Annotated in this window: 19 protein-coding genes; 14 read left to right on the top strand and 5 right to left on the bottom strand. The window is 40.4% G+C overall.

The window, feature by feature from the left end; translation table 11 throughout:
- Positions 1–151 precede the first annotated feature (151 nt).
- From G589_RS21260 to G589_RS0112025, 14 genes are all read left to right on the top strand, one after another.
- The gene (locus tag G589_RS21260) at positions 152–1,225 is read left to right on the top strand and encodes an anthrax toxin lethal factor-related metalloendopeptidase (protein WP_026522329.1); all 1,074 of its coding nucleotides are present in this window, start codon (positions 152–154) and stop codon (positions 1,223–1,225) included.
- Positions 1,226–1,277: 52 nt separating this feature from the next.
- Complete coding sequence (locus G589_RS0112085; RefSeq protein ID WP_026522328.1) at positions 1,278–3,089, top strand: transglutaminase domain-containing protein; 1,812 nt, start codon at positions 1,278–1,280, stop codon at positions 3,087–3,089.
- A 24-nt stretch (positions 3,090–3,113) separates the two neighbouring features.
- Positions 3,114–3,710: a hypothetical protein gene (locus G589_RS0112080; RefSeq protein WP_026522327.1), complete on the top strand. Its 597-nt coding sequence runs from the start codon at positions 3,114–3,116 to the stop codon at positions 3,708–3,710.
- A 77-nt stretch (positions 3,711–3,787) separates the two neighbouring features.
- Positions 3,788–3,961, top strand: coding sequence for a hypothetical protein (locus G589_RS21910; RefSeq protein ID WP_022769144.1), 174 nt, complete (start codon positions 3,788–3,790; stop codon positions 3,959–3,961).
- Positions 3,962–4,048: 87 nt separating this feature from the next.
- A complete protein-coding gene (locus G589_RS0112070; protein WP_026522326.1) occupies positions 4,049–4,768 on the top strand; it encodes a metallophosphoesterase in 720 nt (239 codons plus the stop codon).
- Positions 4,765–5,562 (top strand): NAD-dependent protein deacylase, encoded by a 798-nt coding sequence (locus tag G589_RS0112065; RefSeq protein WP_081669037.1) that lies wholly within the window; start codon positions 4,765–4,767, stop codon positions 5,560–5,562. The genes G589_RS0112070 and G589_RS0112065 overlap by 4 nt, the downstream gene beginning before the upstream one ends.
- 108 nt (positions 5,563–5,670) lie before the next feature.
- Complete coding sequence (locus G589_RS19850; RefSeq protein WP_051192357.1) at positions 5,671–6,015, top strand: DUF6465 family protein; 345 nt, start codon at positions 5,671–5,673, stop codon at positions 6,013–6,015.
- A 118-nt stretch (positions 6,016–6,133) separates the two neighbouring features.
- Positions 6,134–6,412 (top strand): HU family DNA-binding protein, encoded by a 279-nt coding sequence (locus G589_RS0112055; protein WP_022769149.1) that lies wholly within the window; start codon positions 6,134–6,136, stop codon positions 6,410–6,412.
- Between the two features lie 193 nt (positions 6,413–6,605).
- Positions 6,606–6,773 (top strand): hypothetical protein, encoded by a 168-nt coding sequence (locus G589_RS0112050; RefSeq protein WP_242826447.1) that lies wholly within the window; start codon positions 6,606–6,608, stop codon positions 6,771–6,773.
- Complete coding sequence (locus G589_RS0112045; RefSeq protein ID WP_026522324.1) at positions 6,754–7,287, top strand: RNA 2'-phosphotransferase; 534 nt, start codon at positions 6,754–6,756, stop codon at positions 7,285–7,287. Before G589_RS0112050 ends, G589_RS0112045 begins: the two co-directional genes overlap by 20 nt.
- Before the next feature lie 18 nt (positions 7,288–7,305).
- Positions 7,306–7,449, top strand: a complete 144-nt coding sequence (locus G589_RS21905) for a hypothetical protein (RefSeq protein WP_022769161.1) — start codon at positions 7,306–7,308, stop codon at positions 7,447–7,449.
- Positions 7,446–7,937, top strand: coding sequence for a flavodoxin family protein (locus G589_RS0112035; RefSeq protein ID WP_026522323.1), 492 nt, complete (start codon positions 7,446–7,448; stop codon positions 7,935–7,937). Before G589_RS21905 ends, G589_RS0112035 begins: the two co-directional genes overlap by 4 nt.
- A 104-nt stretch (positions 7,938–8,041) precedes the next feature.
- Complete coding sequence (locus tag G589_RS0112030; RefSeq protein WP_026522322.1) at positions 8,042–8,941, top strand: hypothetical protein; 900 nt, start codon at positions 8,042–8,044, stop codon at positions 8,939–8,941.
- A gap of 119 nt (positions 8,942–9,060) precedes the next feature.
- A complete protein-coding gene (locus tag G589_RS0112025) occupies positions 9,061–10,125 on the top strand; it encodes a tyrosine-type recombinase/integrase (protein WP_026522321.1) in 1,065 nt (354 codons plus the stop codon).
- Here G589_RS0112025 and G589_RS0112020 read toward each other — a convergent pair.
- The 5 genes from G589_RS0112020 to G589_RS19845 form a co-directional block, all read right to left on the bottom strand.
- The gene (locus G589_RS0112020) at positions 10,085–10,954 is read right to left on the bottom strand and encodes a hypothetical protein (RefSeq protein WP_026489139.1); all 870 of its coding nucleotides are present in this window, start codon (positions 10,952–10,954) and stop codon (positions 10,085–10,087) included. The two genes, G589_RS0112025 and G589_RS0112020, sit on opposite strands and share 41 nt — an antisense overlap.
- A gap of 16 nt (positions 10,955–10,970) precedes the next feature.
- On the bottom strand, positions 10,971–12,245 hold the full coding sequence (locus tag G589_RS0112015) for a PcfJ domain-containing protein (RefSeq protein ID WP_026522320.1): 1,275 nt from the start codon (positions 12,243–12,245) through the stop codon (positions 10,971–10,973).
- Positions 12,246–12,270: 25 nt separating this feature from the next.
- Positions 12,271–12,501 carry an HTH domain-containing protein gene (locus G589_RS22435; protein ID WP_022769169.1) on the bottom strand — a complete coding sequence of 77 codons (231 nt, stop codon included), beginning with the start codon at positions 12,499–12,501 and terminating at the stop codon, positions 12,271–12,273.
- A 155-nt stretch (positions 12,502–12,656) separates the two neighbouring features.
- Positions 12,657–13,676: a GTPase family protein gene (locus G589_RS0112005; protein WP_051192356.1), complete on the bottom strand. Its 1,020-nt coding sequence runs from the start codon at positions 13,674–13,676 to the stop codon at positions 12,657–12,659.
- A gap of 17 nt (positions 13,677–13,693) precedes the next feature.
- Complete coding sequence (locus G589_RS19845) at positions 13,694–14,410, bottom strand: lecithin retinol acyltransferase family protein (RefSeq protein WP_051192355.1); 717 nt, start codon at positions 14,408–14,410, stop codon at positions 13,694–13,696.
- Positions 14,411–14,464: the final 54 nt, after the last annotated feature.

The raw sequence follows: 14,464 nt of genomic DNA, 5'->3' as shown, positions 1-14,464 counted from the left end.
TAGTAGGTGTAATTCAACCTACCATTGTTCAGCTGATGGGGCTTAACTTTATATTGGTTTACTAATTTATCATGCCAAGTTTACAGATATTTTACAGCAAAATGATAAAATACAATTGGTATTATGTACTTTTTTATCGCATGGAGGCGTTATGAGAAAGATAAGAATTACTATTATTCTTTTGTGTTCTATCATTTCAATTTATGCAAATAGCATTGTTGTCTTTGCGTCTTGCCCAATTTCTCAGTCTACAAGTAAATCTGCATCTGCGGAGGCGGAAAAATACTATAACATGCTTCCTTCAGCACTAAGAAAACAGTTTGAGAGTGAAGGTTGGACGATAACGATTACAAGCGTAACTGCAGTAAACATGGCAAGTGCAGCATTTGGTGGAGTCTCAGGTGCAGGATATGTCGCTGGATTCACACATGGCCTTTCTAAGATGATAATACTTGCAGATACAGATGCTGGCAGTGCTATTAACCATGAAATGGGGCATTACCTTGATTATTCAAAAAACATGCCTTCCGAAAGTGCACTTTTTCAAGATATTTATAAATCAGAGGCAACATTGTTTGATGGAGGCTCAAATGAATATGCTAAATCTGCGCCTGCAGAGTATTTTGCAGAGGCATTTCGTGAATACATAGAGTGCGGAGGATATCTTAAGAGTACATGCCCGAGAACGTATAGCTTTATTGATGGATATGTTTTTGCTTATGGCGGAACACAGACTGAGAATGTAATGGAGTATACGAGATGTAATAGTCATATTTTGGATGTGGCTGCTAAAGCTGTGGCAGATGCTGCCGCTAAAGCTGCAAGGAGTGCTGCTCAGGGGATGCTTGATTCTGGAGCCAAGCTTATAGGGAAGAATGCTCCAAAACTTGATGAATGGTTATCCAAGTATGGCGATGTAATAGATGCAATTAACAGTGATCCCGAAGGATATGCAAAGAAAAAGTCTGATGAGTGGATAGACTACATGGATAGCATAGACTGGGACAAAAAGAATGCGGAAGTTGCAGAAAAAGCTAAACAGCAGGCAGAGGATCTCAATAAGCTTTTTAGTGATGAAGAATACTGGGAAAAGAAAGGAAAGGATGCTGCGGATAACTTGAATAAAAAGACTGCAGAATGGGGAAAGAAAGCAGAAGAAACTGACTGGGAGCAAAAAGGAAAAGACTTTGCGGATAAGTTGAAGGGAATACTGGGAGGAAACTAACTTAGAAATATAGTAGCGCCTTATGAATCAAGGATGAGAGAGAAGGTGGATAATGAAAGATATTCTTTCTAAAATTCTATTTGTTATTTTGGCAATAGTAGTTTTAATATGCGCTTTTATTGGCCTATGTGCTGTAAATCCGGATATTGCCAAGCCTTTAAAAGATATTGCGGCAAATATCGCATCCAGTAAGAAGAACACTGAGGATGAGGCTACTGATGATAGTTCAACGGAGCTTTCAATTGAACTCCTAGAGGAGAAACCTGATGAAGAGTCTGAAATTGAGAACGAACCGGAGACAGCCCATCCGTATAACTACGATCTGACTTATGACGATTACGTTAATGATTGGGATAACACAGTAATTGATGATGACATTGCTAATGATTCTGATTATACGGAATTTGTGGATGCATTTTTAAATCCTACGGATGATGAGGACAGTTTTTTCCCGGAAGACAGTTCACATATGCTCGATCCTCAGCCTGAGATTGTAGATATAGAAGATGAGGATCAGGCGCAGGAAATTATCAATAGCGTTGATTATGGTGAGACTGGTGAGGGGCTGGAATTTGATGAGCTTTTTTATCCTTATTACCACATGCTAAATGATCGCTGCAAAGCCCTATATAGACAGTTATATGCAAATGCTCTGGCTCAGAATAAGAAGTTTGCTCCTATAAATGCTAATACAACTGACAAGGAAGTCGAAAGCGCTTTTTGTTGTTTGCTAGATGACCATCCGGAGCTGTTTTGGGTGGACATATCATATTATTTCCAATATGACTATCAGGGCAATGTAATAGAATTTGACTTTGATTTCTATAAGAATTTTCCAGATATTCCAGCTTCAAGAGAGAAGTTTGAAAGCACAGCAAAAGAGCTTGCTTCTGGAGCAGAGGGCTTAGGCTCGGATTACGAAAAAGAGCTTTATATTCATGACTTGATTGTAGACAAGCTGTACTATCAGTTTAATTCCCTTGATCAAAGCGCTTACAGTTCGGTTGTTCAGAATTATACGGTTTGTGCGGGATATGCTAGATGCTTTCAGTATCTAATGCAACTTTTGAATGTTCCTACCTACAATTGCCATGGCTGGGGAGGCAGAGAACGTCACGCATGGAACATCATAAAATTGGACGATGGTTATCATAATGTGGATTGTACTTGGGACGACTCGCTATCAAATTATGACTATTTTAATCTGAGTGATGCAGAGAATGACAGTCATAGGCGTATGGACTTCTCAGTATATCTTCCCAAGTGTGTATCGTCAGACTACAAACCTGATTCGGTGACAATAGTATCTAGAAACGGTGTGGACTACACGGTATATGAGGAATTGATCCGAATTGTTACTGAAGGGCGGAGAAATGGGTTTACAAATCAGCAAAAAGAAGACTTTGCGGCTTTGGATGAAATCCTCACAGCAAGTGGAACGTATGAGATTTTCGGATACTATCTCATGGATTTAGATGGGGATGGTGTTGATGAGCTTCTCTTTGGATCCAATAGTCGAGATGGCGAAGGGGATAGCATAATCTATGACATTTTCGCCGTTGATAATGGCAAATTAGTGTATGTCGCAGATGGCTGGGGACGTAACAGATATTATCTTTGCGATAATGGAATGATTGCTAATGAGGGTTCCAATGGCGCATCTTCTTCCATTTGGGAGTATTACACATATACCAATAAACACTTGGAATTTGTTGAAGGAGTCATTTTTGAAGATGGGCAACAGTTGTATTATCAGACAGATCCCGATAACGGCGTAGGTGTAGATATTGATGATGCGGCTATGTCTAAAGTAATAGATAAATACCATTATTCTAAGATAAAGTTCACACCCTTTACACAATGATGAGTCAGGAGTTCGGATAGAAAAGTGACAGACCTCACTAGAAGCATTTCTTTTGCAACCAACATAACGATTGTCGTCCTTACTTTCATCCTGGTTGTCAGGTTCTTCCGTGAGAATGGTAAGTGGAGCCCTGCAAGAGGAAAGAAGGCTTTCAGATATTTTACAACTCAGAGTAATGTGCTCTGTGCTGTGTCGGCTCTGGCCATGTGTCTTTTCCCAGATAAGGACTGGGCGTATTACCTGAAGGTGATGGGAACTGCGGCAGTTACTGTAACTATGCTGACAGTGCTAATCTTTCTGGGCAGGATATATGGATATAAGCTTCTTTTATCAGGTTCCGATCTGTTTATGCATCTGATAACTCCGCTACTTGCCATTATCTCCCTGTGCGTGTTTGAGAGGCGAGGGATTAGCTTCTTAGCCTCGTTTATTGGGGGTATCCCAGTTGCGCTGTATGCACCTCTTTATCTGTACAATGTGATCTATGCTCCGGAAGAGAAGCGATGGGAAGATTTTTATGGTTTTAACAGGGATGGTAAGTGGCCGGTAGCATATGCGAGGATGGTTGCAGGTACTGCCGTTATCTGTGTAGTGTTTTATATGGTTTTGAATTTATCATAATCGACAAAGTCAAGACGTTATTTCTTTTTCCCCAGATGATAAAATAAAAAAGAATTTGTTGGAGGGGGAAGAGAATAATGAATCAGCTTGATAAGGAGATTACCGTAATCAGGGCGGAGGCCCAGTTTGATGGCATGGAGGCAAAAGAAATTGCTATGCCGGATTATGATGACCAGCCTTATGGCGATGATAACGTGTTGGTCAGGTCTTCGAAAAGAAGAGCATTTCTGGCGTCAGCATCGATGTTATAATTGAGAAGCAAGCCCTGCAAGGAGGGCTTTGGAGCAGAGGCGGTACCATCCGGTGCCGCCTTTTGCAAAACTAATAAGGAATAAGAAATGGCACTATATGCTCTTGGAGACCTTCATCTTTCCTTCCAGACGGATAAAAAGATGGATATGTTTGGGAAGGTATGGAGAAATCACGAAAGAAAAATAGAGAAGAATTGCAACAAGCTCCTTACTGAAGAGGATACTTTGGTACTGGTTGGAGACCACAGTTGGGGCAGAAATCTGTCAGAGTGCGAAAAGGACATGAAGTTTATTGAGGATCTTCCCGGTAGAAAGATTCTTTTGAGGGGGAACCACGACATGTTCTGGGATGCGAAGAAGACGGAAAAGCTAAATCAGTTATATGATGGAAGGCTGCTGTTTCTACAGAACAATTTTTATACTTACAAAGACTATGCTTTGGTAGGGACAAAGGGCTATTGCTATGAAGGTCTTGATACGAGAGAACATGCGGATATGCTGGTTGAGCGAGAAGCGAAGAGACTAAAAGAGTCTTTTGAGGCTGCAAGAAGAGAAGGATATGAGAAATTCATCATGTTTCTTCATTATCCGCCTACATCTCTATGGGAAAAGAGAAGCAGATTCACACTTATGGCTGAGGCATATGGAGCAGAGCAGGTAATATATGCCCACTGCCATGGGAAAGAAAGGTTTAACGATAGCTATAAAGGGATGCATAATGGTGTAAAGTACTCGCTTGTATCAGGAGATTATCTGGATTTTAAACCACAATTAATTCTTGAGCAGAATAGAAGGACACATCGATGATACCGGATTTTTCGTCACTTAAAGAAAAAGAAAGATTCTTCCAGGGCCTTACGGATGAACAGAAGATTGAGGCGCTTAATGATATGATCAGTGCTTCGGAACATATTGTGTTCCTGGGAGGTGCTGGAGTTTCTACCGAGAGCGGAATCCCGGATTTTAGAAGTAAGGATGGGTTATATCATAGAAAAGATAAGAAATTTAGCGCATATCGTCCGGAGTATCTTCTTAGCTACGACTGTCTCCATAAAAAACCGGCAGTATTTTTTGATTATTTCCGAAAGAATCTTGATTGCAGGACAATAATGCCAAACGATGTGCATTATAAACTGGCTGAGATGGAGTTAAAGGGCAAACTTGATGGCGTGATTACTCAGAATATCGACGGCCTCCATCAGAAGGCTGGCAGTAAAAAAGTAAGTGAGATTCACGGAAGTGCCCTTAGAAGTTATTGTGTAAGTTGCCGGACAGAGTACGGCCCTGACTTCATCTTTGAAAACACCGAAGAAATACCACACTGTCCTAATTGCGGTAAGATGGTCAGGCTCGATGTGACGTTATATGGAGAGCTGCTTCCGCAAAATGATTATGAACAGGCTATTGCCTGGATTAGATATGCGGATTTGTTGATTATTGGAGGCACATCTCTGGAAGTCGGATCTGCTGCGCAACTTGCGCACATATATCATGGGAAATACCTTGTCATAATCAATAAGGGCAAGACCAAAATGGAAGGAAAGGCGGATCTGGTATTTCATGACAGCATTGGTAAAATCATGAACCAGATAAGAGTTTGATCGGTTGTAGACAAACCTTCCTTTTGGTCACTGCCTTGCATTAGCGTGTTAAAGGGACTATTATGGATTCAACGTTGTTAATATTTTTTGTGAGAGGAGATTATGAAAATGGCAAAGGCAAAAAAGACAAACACAAAGGCTACAGCTAACAAGGCCGCTAACGCAGCTACTAAGCTGGTAGAAACAGTTGCAAAGAAAGCAGAAGAAGCAAAGAGCAAAAAGGCTTCTGCTAAAAAAGCTGAGGCTACTACAGATGTTAAGGCTAATGTAGTTCTTCAGTATGCTGACAAGGATCTTTCATATGACGAGCTTGTACAGAATGCAAAGAATGTCCTCAAGTATGACATGAACGGTGATCCTGAAACAGTAAAGAAGATCGATCTCTTTGTAAAGCCTGAAGAGAATAAGGTTTACTTTGTTATGGATGGTGTAGAGGGCAGCTACGACCTTTAATCCGCCAAAACACATTATTTGACAGGGTACAGTAGTTGTACTACGCTCATTTAGTAGGTTTCTTGGCTTTCACGGTCAGGTTTCCATACAAGATTTTCTTTTGAGAGGAGAGAACACAATGAACAAAACAGAATTAGTTGAAGCAATCGCAAAGGACACAGGCCTTTCAAAGGCAGCTTCTGAGAAGGCAGTAAAGGCTTTCGTTGATGTTGTATCAAAGGAGCTTAAGAAGAAGGGCAAGGTTCAGCTTGTTGGATTTGGTACTTTCGAGACATCAAAGAGAGCAGCAAGAACTGGTAAGAACCCTCAGACTGGAGCAGCTATCAAGATTCCTGCAGCAGTTGTTCCTAAGTTCAAAGCTGGTAAGGCTCTTAAGGATGCTGTAAACAAGAAGTAATTCTTACTAATAATTTGGATTACCCTATGGATCCGCTCACTTTGTGGGCGGATTTTTGCTACAATTAAAAGGTAGTACTTTTGGCATTTGAATGATTTAGATAAGGATAAAGATGGACCAACAGAAACTTTTCTATAATATATGTAGTGACCTGTGGAACTTTTCAAAAACTCTAAACAAGAGTAGTAGTGAAATGACAGACGAGGACTGGTCCAATGCGATTCAGTTGATGGACAAGACGGCTGAGAAGTACCGTAGTCTTGGGGAAAAAGAACATGATCTGGCATATTCATCTATGATGGGAGTACTGAATTATATAGAAAACAAGGGGAAGACAGAAAATGAGTCTAACAGAGATTAGTAAATATATAGCACTTATACTCAGGCACAAGCCTGAAGCAATAGGAATTACGCTGGACGAACATGGATGGGCAAATGTCGATGAGCTTATAGCTGGCATTTCCAAGGACCATGACTTTAATATGGAAATGCTTGAAGAGATTGTCAGAACTGACAACAAGCAAAGGTACTCTTTTAATGAAGATAAAACTCTGATCAGAGCTAACCAGGGTCATTCTATACCGGTAGATGTTGAGCTAGAGAAAGCAACTCCGCCAGACATCTTGTATCACGGCAGTGCAGTAAAGTTTGAAGAATCTATAGATAGAGACGGACTTATTCCGAAGTCCAGGCTGTATGTGCATCTGTCAAAAGACTATGACACCGCTGTCACAGTTGGTTCAAGACACGGCAAGTCTGTCATTTATAAGGTAAAAGCCGGGGAGATGATAAAAGACGGATATGAATTCTTCCTGTCAGCAAATAAAGTCTGGCTGACAAAAAGTGTACCGGTGAAGTATCTTGAGAAGATTTGATTACGGGAAATAGCTGCTATGAAGAAATTACCTGCAACTACTGCAAAATCTGAAATCAAAATAAAAGAGAATCCTAAGGCTGAAGCTATCAAGAAAGCTCCGGATGAAGTCATTGCCATGGCAATACGGGATGCTATGTTAAAGGAAAAGGAAAAGAGATGAAAACAATTATTGTTTATTATTCACTTGAGGGGAACACTGAGTATGTAGTAAATGCAATTTCAGGTAAGCTTTCTGCAGATGTTCTGAAGCTTGTACCGAAGAAGGCTTATTCAGATAAAGGCTTTTCAAAGTTCTTTTGGGGTGGCAAGAGCGCTGTAATGGCAGAGACACCTGAACTTGAGCCATATAATGTAGATCTTTCAGAATATGATCAGGTAGTAATTGGATTCCCTGTATGGGCTGGAACCTTTACTCCACCTATCAGGACTTTTGTAAAAGAGAACAAGGCAGCACTTAGCGGAAAGAGAATATCTGCTTTTGCATGTCAGAGCGGAGCCGGTGCTGAAAAAGCTTTTGCAAAGCTACGTGAATTTATTGGAATAAATGAATTCTATGCTAACATCATTCTGATTGATCCAAAGGCAAAGCCATCAGAACAAAATGATCTTACCATTAACACATTTTGCAAGAAGCTTCAAAACGATTAAAAATCGTTCAAAGATTTTTGCTATCAGGGTGGAATTATCCACTTTTGGATTCTGAAAACGCAATACAGAGCTTTTTATGTAATACACAAAATGGGGATACACCTATGTTTGAAATAGATATAAACAAATATAGAAAATATGCTACTGCAAGCGGAACTTATAATTATGATGGCAGGGATTATTTATTAGAATTTCCGGTGAATCCAGAAACGTACAGAAGACCATTTTGGCCTTCATTCTGGGACAAGTTTGATGCAAAAGGGGTTTTCATAGACATTTACTATCTGGATGAACATGCGAACTGGGTGGATGCGGAAAATAAGGCGGAAGTTTACTTACGGGATCATCTTGATGAATTGTTGGAAAAAAGCGCAACAAGGATATATGAAGATTATTCCTCCAAGGGATTTACAAGCTACTATAAGGATTATAGAGGCATCTGGAAATACAATAAAGAGGACAAAGGACCAAGGATATACTGGCGCCATACAGATGACAGTTATCAAGAAAGGTACATGTCGCTACGAAAGAGACTGTCAGTTCCCGGAGGCAGGAGGCGCTATATGTTTTCAAAGTTCCTTAAGGTCATTATTGATGACCTTAACGTAACAGACTTTGATACTGCGCTTGAGATGTTTGAGCATGACCCTGACAGGTTTTCATTTCCTCCTGCCGATACGACCTATTTTGCAGGCTATGATATGAATGATCCGATCATTACGATATCGAAGCCTGATATTGTAAGGCAGACAGGCAACAAAAACACCAAGACCTTTGACTTTATAAATGTTGAGATCCTATTAAGGAGTACCCTCACATTTACTGACTTTGATGAGTTTATCAGGGAAAATCTTTACGACTTCAACAAGAGAGTTCTTGAATCAATAGGCGAAGACAAACGGTACCAGCGTTTTGGAGTGCCAACAGAATTTCTGTCTCTTTACAGCATATCAAAGCATGCAAGAACCGTGTTGAGATTCTGCTATGAGATAAAGCGTATCTGAGCGGAGGGCATAGAGGCGCGGGAACACCTGTTCGTATGCGTATAATTTAAGTTATATTTGAAAGTATGGGCGCCAGATGGTAGAATATAGCTATAGACGTATAAATCGAGGTAATTATCATGGAAAAGCCAGTTGCAAAGACCAATTCAGAAAAGCTATATGCTGTACTTGCAGAACTCCCGGAGTTCACCAACAATTTCTTTTACTTCGGATCGGCAAACAGATCTGTGCTTACAAAGCTGAACTATGCGCTGGATCTTAGGTATTTCTTTGAGTATGCAGTCAATTTCTATAGTTACTTCCCTGACAAATCAGTAAAAGAGCTGTCACTGGATGATCTTAAGATGATCACAGCTGTAGATATAGATAACTTTGTAAGCTGGATGACTGAAAACCAGCATCTCAAAGATAAAACCCTGGCCAGACGCAGAACCTCTATATCTGTGCTTTTTGAGTATCTTATTAATACGGAAAGAAAGCTTGATTATAATCCGGTTTCAGGATCATCATCAATTAAGATTGATCTACCGGAGACTGTAACATACCTGACCTTTGATGAGCAGAACGTACTTCTGGATTGTATTAAGAATGGAACCGGCCTGACCAAGAAACAACAGGCTTATCATGAGAAATATAAAGAACGTGACCTGGCGATTGTATTTCTTTTCCTCGATACCGGACTTAGAGTTTCCGAGCTGCAGGCTCTTGATGTGGATGACGTGGTGATCTTCGAGAACCCTTATCACCCAGAGAAAAATGAGTGCTATGTCAACGCCCTTAGAAAAGGTCACAAGAGAAGCAACAACACCAGTAAGGTGTATTTTTCTGATGAATCCAAAGATTATCTCAGGGCATATCTTGATTCACGGGAGATGAAGGGCGAGAAGTTTAAGGAGGGTACTCCTCTCTTTATTACCCTGGAAGGCACCAGGCTCTCCATCCGCGAGATTCAGCAGATGCTCAAAAAGTACGTCAAAGCCTCCCTAAACCGCAGTGATATCAGCGTTCACAAACTCCGTTCCAGTTTTGCCATGGAATTTTATAAGCATGAAAAAAACATCCTGGTCCTCCAGCAGCGCATGGGTCATAAGTCCATGGCTGCCACCAACATCTACGCCCGAGCCAGTGATAAGGAGGAAGCGGTTAAGGAGTCAAGGAACTGGAGGAACAAGCAGGACAAATAACTGGGGATTCAGCAAAATCCGCAGCAATGATTGTAACATAACACACATCTTCCAGACTATCGTCGTAGCTGGCGCCGAAAATAATATCTATATCTTTACCTGATAAACTTCTGATATATTCACTGACATCTGATGCATCTGTAAGTGTTATGTCACCAAATACTGAGCAAATCCATCTTGTTGCTTTACGGATATCCGGAGAACTTGAACAAGAATCTAAAGCCATGAGCACTGCTTCTTCGGCCTTATTATCACCGATGCCATACCCATTTCCAATATGAATAATGCCCGCTTCCTGCATAAAATTGCTGAAATCCTCAATGTCGATGTTTATCACATTTGGAACATTCATCATGAGAACAATCTGCTGTATCGATCCAATTATGGCCCTCTCGGCAGAATAATTTTTGCTTATGCATTGTTTTCCGGAATAATATTCTACTGTTTTATCTTTATAAATAATGTTCAGAGCGTCAATACCACAAGAAATAGCTTCGGTACAAGCTTTGTCCTCATCTTTATATGGGAAAAAGGATCTTGTTCCCATGCCTAATACAAGAATCCCCTTATCTCTGGCACTTGCAGCAATATATGACAGCCCCTCATTATCTTCAGCGGAATCAAAAACGATAATGATCATTTCTGCCCCATTGAAATTATCAGGGTTCCACATCTGATTAAGTCTAAGAACAATCTTCCCAGAATTAACAAAAACTGTGTCAACGTCGACTAAATCATCCTGTTGTATCTTATCTGTTACCTTCTTACCTATTTCTCCAAAACCAATTACGAGTATTTTGGAGGTCCTAAACCTCATGTCTGATATCATCGAAAACTCCCCTTATCTATAAGTCACAATTTATGTCGTGCCTAAAGCAGAATTCTCTTATCCACTTCCACTCTTCTTCTGAGCATTCAGTATTAAATCTGTGGTAGGCTTGAGTAAGTTCCTGATCATAGATTTCAAGCGTAATGAAGGGCTCATATATGTTATCTTCCCGTCTAAGGAACATAATGGTCGTATCATTTTCGATGTAAGCCTCAAGATATGTCATCAGGCAATTACTCATGTATATAGATTCTTTGCAAAAATCGTTTATTGTCTGAGGATATCTGATAACATAGCCATCATAGCGCTCCTGCCAGTTGTAATCTCTTTTTCTATTGGATCTTCGAATATCCTTATCAAGGTCTTTCCTGTAAGTTGTCAGATAATGAAGAAGTTCTGAAATCTTAGAAGAATCTAACTTGGGCAAATATGTTGCATAAAATGGATCAACCTTCACAAGTGCTTTAGCTCTTTCATTAAGCGTTTTCTGCGCTGCCTCAGAATACATAAATCTTAAAAACTGTGCATGGATCCAGATGTTGGTCAACTTTGGCTTTTTCGACAAGAATAGCCTATATATCTCTGGATTGGTAAGATTTCCCTTTTTCAGTCGCAAAAGATACTCGCATTGGGCATCGTTCAAAGGATCTTTGAAGATATCAGGATACTGGCTGTTCAACTGTTTTAGATATTCCCGGTATTCTTTGTTTGCCAGTAACTCGGCGCCGTACTCAGTATTCACGGCTCTGATGACTCGCATGGGAACATGATCATAGATTTCCGATGGATTTGTTGCCAGAAGATTGATTTCATGTGCTTCAGGAGCCCTCACGGCCAGCTCATCAACACCGGACTTATACAGAAGCTCTTTGATTGTGTTCTGAGTCATGCAGTGGTGGATATGATCTAAAAGACGCATTTCATGAGTGTAATATCTTTTTAAGTGCCATTGCGGATGCAATTCTGAATAGTACTTGTAGATATGGTCAAAATCAGCAGAACAAAAGCGCAGTGGATACTCGCTTTTTAGACATTTTCTTTCGAACTGCCCCTCTTCTTCAGCACTCCAAGATAACCCTTCATGAAATGTAAACCTTGAGACATTAAATATCTTGTCTTCTGGATCAATTATCTCCACAAAAAGCAAGTCAATGTAAGGTTCTATCATTATAAACGTAAGCAGTGCTACTCTCTCATTTATTTTTCTTGCTTCTGCAGTGGCTTTCAGGATATCTTGTTCACTCAATTTTGGAGCGATCCAGGAGTTTTCTCTTGATAGCACATCAAACATACTCTTTTCCTCATACCAAAAACGCTCATTTAAGCCTATATGTATTAGTTTTATTGTCAAAATAGACACTTTTGTAAGATTCATCCCGAACAATCTGGTTGGCATAGAAAGCTTTAATATCATCCAAATCTCGCTGTATAGTTCGTTTGCTAACCCTGAATTCAGTCGCAAGTGATTGAAGATTTATTTGTTTCCCACTTCTCAGATACTCGTTTATACATAATAGTCTCGCGGCTTTTTCTGTTGACTTTGGCATGTTTTTACTCCTCAAAAGCATATCAAAATACGTCGTATAAAATATTTATCGAACCTCTAAAAAACTACTTAGCCTAGGCTTGCTTCCGATGTAGTCGCTTCTATAGGGATTTCAGTACTACTCTTATTCCCCATAGAAGCGCCACCCCTATTTCTTTAGAATACTGCCTCAAACACACCTCTTACACCACCAGCTGCAGCACCGACAATTCCACCTATGATAATGCCAGGAATTCCAAGAAGTTCTTCTCCCAGCTCAACTCCATTCTCGATTCCTTCATCAATGCAGGAAAGGATAATCTCACCAAAATCGCGGTTAAGCCTGCTGGTATATTCATAGTTCTCGTTGAACTCCCAGTTGTCTTCGTCTGCATTAACATTGGCGGCAATGTTGAGTCTTTTAGCTTTTGGCGCAGCCTTCACAATGAAGTAGAGAAGTTTTGCGAGGTTATAGGGCTTTCTCTGACTACCATTCTCAAAGAAACCTGCACAATAGCAGACAGGCTTAACATCAAGTCCCGTGTTCTCTTTAATCCTTGCTCTTACAGAAGCTGCCTTCTTCTTGAGGAAGGCAGATAGTACTTCATCAGGCTCATTCAGCTCTTCATTCCAGTGCGTTCCTTTCATAGCGATGTCCGCCTGATTCAATGCAATTATTATTCTCTTATTTGCGTCGTCACCAAACTCAGGGATTAGTACATCATTAAGTAATGTATAATAGCTTCCGAAATCCTTGGTAGAAGCATCCATGACAACAACCGCCATATCAATCACTTGCTTGCCGTCTTCATCCTTTTCCTGTAGCTTCAAAAGGATGTCATCAGCAATCTCTTGATCTCTCTCGACACCATCTCCAAGACCGGGAGTATCCCAAACCGTCAGGTTCTCAAACTGGTACTGAGAAATTCCTGTGGTCTCAGGATCTGCTCCTTCGCCCACCTTAGCGAGGTTCATGTCAAACAGCGCATTTACTGTTGAGCTTTTGCCGCTTCCTGTCGCGCCTACGAGCATAATGTTTACTTGTTGTTTTTTGAGTTTCTCTAGCTTCTTGAGCTTCTTCTCTTTAGTCTTTTCATCCAAATCTCGCGCAAGGATGTCTTCCTCTATCAGAGAATAGATGCTCTTCTTAGGTGCCTCCACGTTTTCAGTTGCATTCATTGTAACGTTTTCTTCCATTATCAATTGACCTCCTTTTATACTAAAATGCTTCGTCCTACCCAAAACCTTTTCCAAAAATCATCTACCTGCGATGACTCGCGTAGTCCTGTCTTACACCACAACGCAAAGTGTTCGCAATTGTTGAATGCCAGGCTGTATTCATCCTCGCCAAGTCGAGTATAGGCACGGTCTACAGTTTCTTTTGCAGAATATAGATGATATCCTTTTAGATGCCTTAGCATCGCCTTGAGCTCTGGAAAAATTCGAAAAGTACTGCGGAAGCTAAGGGTTCCATTTTGCGAAAAGAGATTTATGCTTTTATGTATAGGATCGGAGCCATCCTCAGGAAAACTCAAAACCTCATAACAGGTATCTGTTCCGAGAAATTCTGAAAAATCAGCCTTATGAATAGTACATATCCATCTGCTTTTGTCATCCGCTGTAGTATCCATTCCGTAATGAATAACTTTACCGTATCCTATGTACACGGCATAATGTGAGTAAACACCGCCAATTCTTTGAACTGCAATGATGTCACCCTTTTTACATCCCTTCCAAGGCTTTACAAATTGATCAAAGGCTTCCGTCATATCCTGAACGCTACCCCAAGCAAGCCTGATATCCTCTGGATTTAATATCCGCGCATGACCTGTTATAATGTTTTGCTCTAATTTCCAACCTTTATCTCTTCGTAAGGTGTTCCACATTATTTCATTGTTCATGACTTTTATTGGAATGTTGCTCAGAACCATCTATAGTACTCCTTCCCACAATTATTAGCTTCTGTTGTTTTAGTGGTAAGGCAA

This window comes from Butyrivibrio sp. VCB2001, from assembly GCF_000423965.1.
Taxonomy (GTDB): domain Bacteria; phylum Bacillota; class Clostridia; order Lachnospirales; family Lachnospiraceae; genus Butyrivibrio.
Note: the sequence above shows the minus strand (reverse complement) of the source record. Positions and strands in the feature narration are given on the sequence as shown.

Bases quoted from the DNA above. Each gene is read 5' to 3' on its own strand.
- G589_RS21260 (WP_026522329.1), top strand. From the start codon at position 152: ATGAGAAAGATAAGAATTACTATTATTCTTTTGTGTTCTATCATTTCA.
- G589_RS0112085 (WP_026522328.1), top strand. From the start codon at position 1,278: ATGAAAGATATTCTTTCTAAAATTCTATTTGTTATTTTGGCAATAGTA.
- G589_RS21910 (WP_022769144.1), top strand. From the start codon at position 3,788: ATGAATCAGCTTGATAAGGAGATTACCGTAATCAGGGCGGAGGCCCAG.
- G589_RS0112070 (WP_026522326.1), top strand. From the start codon at position 4,049: ATGGCACTATATGCTCTTGGAGACCTTCATCTTTCCTTCCAGACGGAT.
- G589_RS0112065 (WP_081669037.1), top strand. From the start codon at position 4,765: ATGATACCGGATTTTTCGTCACTTAAAGAAAAAGAAAGATTCTTCCAG.
- G589_RS19850 (WP_051192357.1), top strand. From the start codon at position 5,671: ATGGCAAAGGCAAAAAAGACAAACACAAAGGCTACAGCTAACAAGGCC.
- G589_RS0112055 (WP_022769149.1), top strand. From the start codon at position 6,134: ATGAACAAAACAGAATTAGTTGAAGCAATCGCAAAGGACACAGGCCTT.
- G589_RS0112050 (WP_242826447.1), top strand. From the start codon at position 6,606: ATGACAGACGAGGACTGGTCCAATGCGATTCAGTTGATGGACAAGACG.
- G589_RS0112045 (WP_026522324.1), top strand. From the start codon at position 6,754: ATGAGTCTAACAGAGATTAGTAAATATATAGCACTTATACTCAGGCAC.
- G589_RS21905 (WP_022769161.1), top strand. From the start codon at position 7,306: ATGAAGAAATTACCTGCAACTACTGCAAAATCTGAAATCAAAATAAAA.
- G589_RS0112035 (WP_026522323.1), top strand. From the start codon at position 7,446: ATGAAAACAATTATTGTTTATTATTCACTTGAGGGGAACACTGAGTAT.
- G589_RS0112030 (WP_026522322.1), top strand. From the start codon at position 8,042: ATGTTTGAAATAGATATAAACAAATATAGAAAATATGCTACTGCAAGC.
- G589_RS0112025 (WP_026522321.1), top strand. From the start codon at position 9,061: ATGGAAAAGCCAGTTGCAAAGACCAATTCAGAAAAGCTATATGCTGTA.
- G589_RS0112020 (WP_026489139.1), bottom strand. From the start codon at position 10,954: ATGATATCAGACATGAGGTTTAGGACCTCCAAAATACTCGTAATTGGT.
- G589_RS0112015 (WP_026522320.1), bottom strand. From the start codon at position 12,245: ATGTTTGATGTGCTATCAAGAGAAAACTCCTGGATCGCTCCAAAATTG.
- G589_RS22435 (WP_022769169.1), bottom strand. From the start codon at position 12,501: ATGCCAAAGTCAACAGAAAAAGCCGCGAGACTATTATGTATAAACGAG.
- G589_RS0112005 (WP_051192356.1), bottom strand. From the start codon at position 13,676: ATGGAAGAAAACGTTACAATGAATGCAACTGAAAACGTGGAGGCACCT.
- G589_RS19845 (WP_051192355.1), bottom strand. From the start codon at position 14,410: ATGGTTCTGAGCAACATTCCAATAAAAGTCATGAACAATGAAATAATG.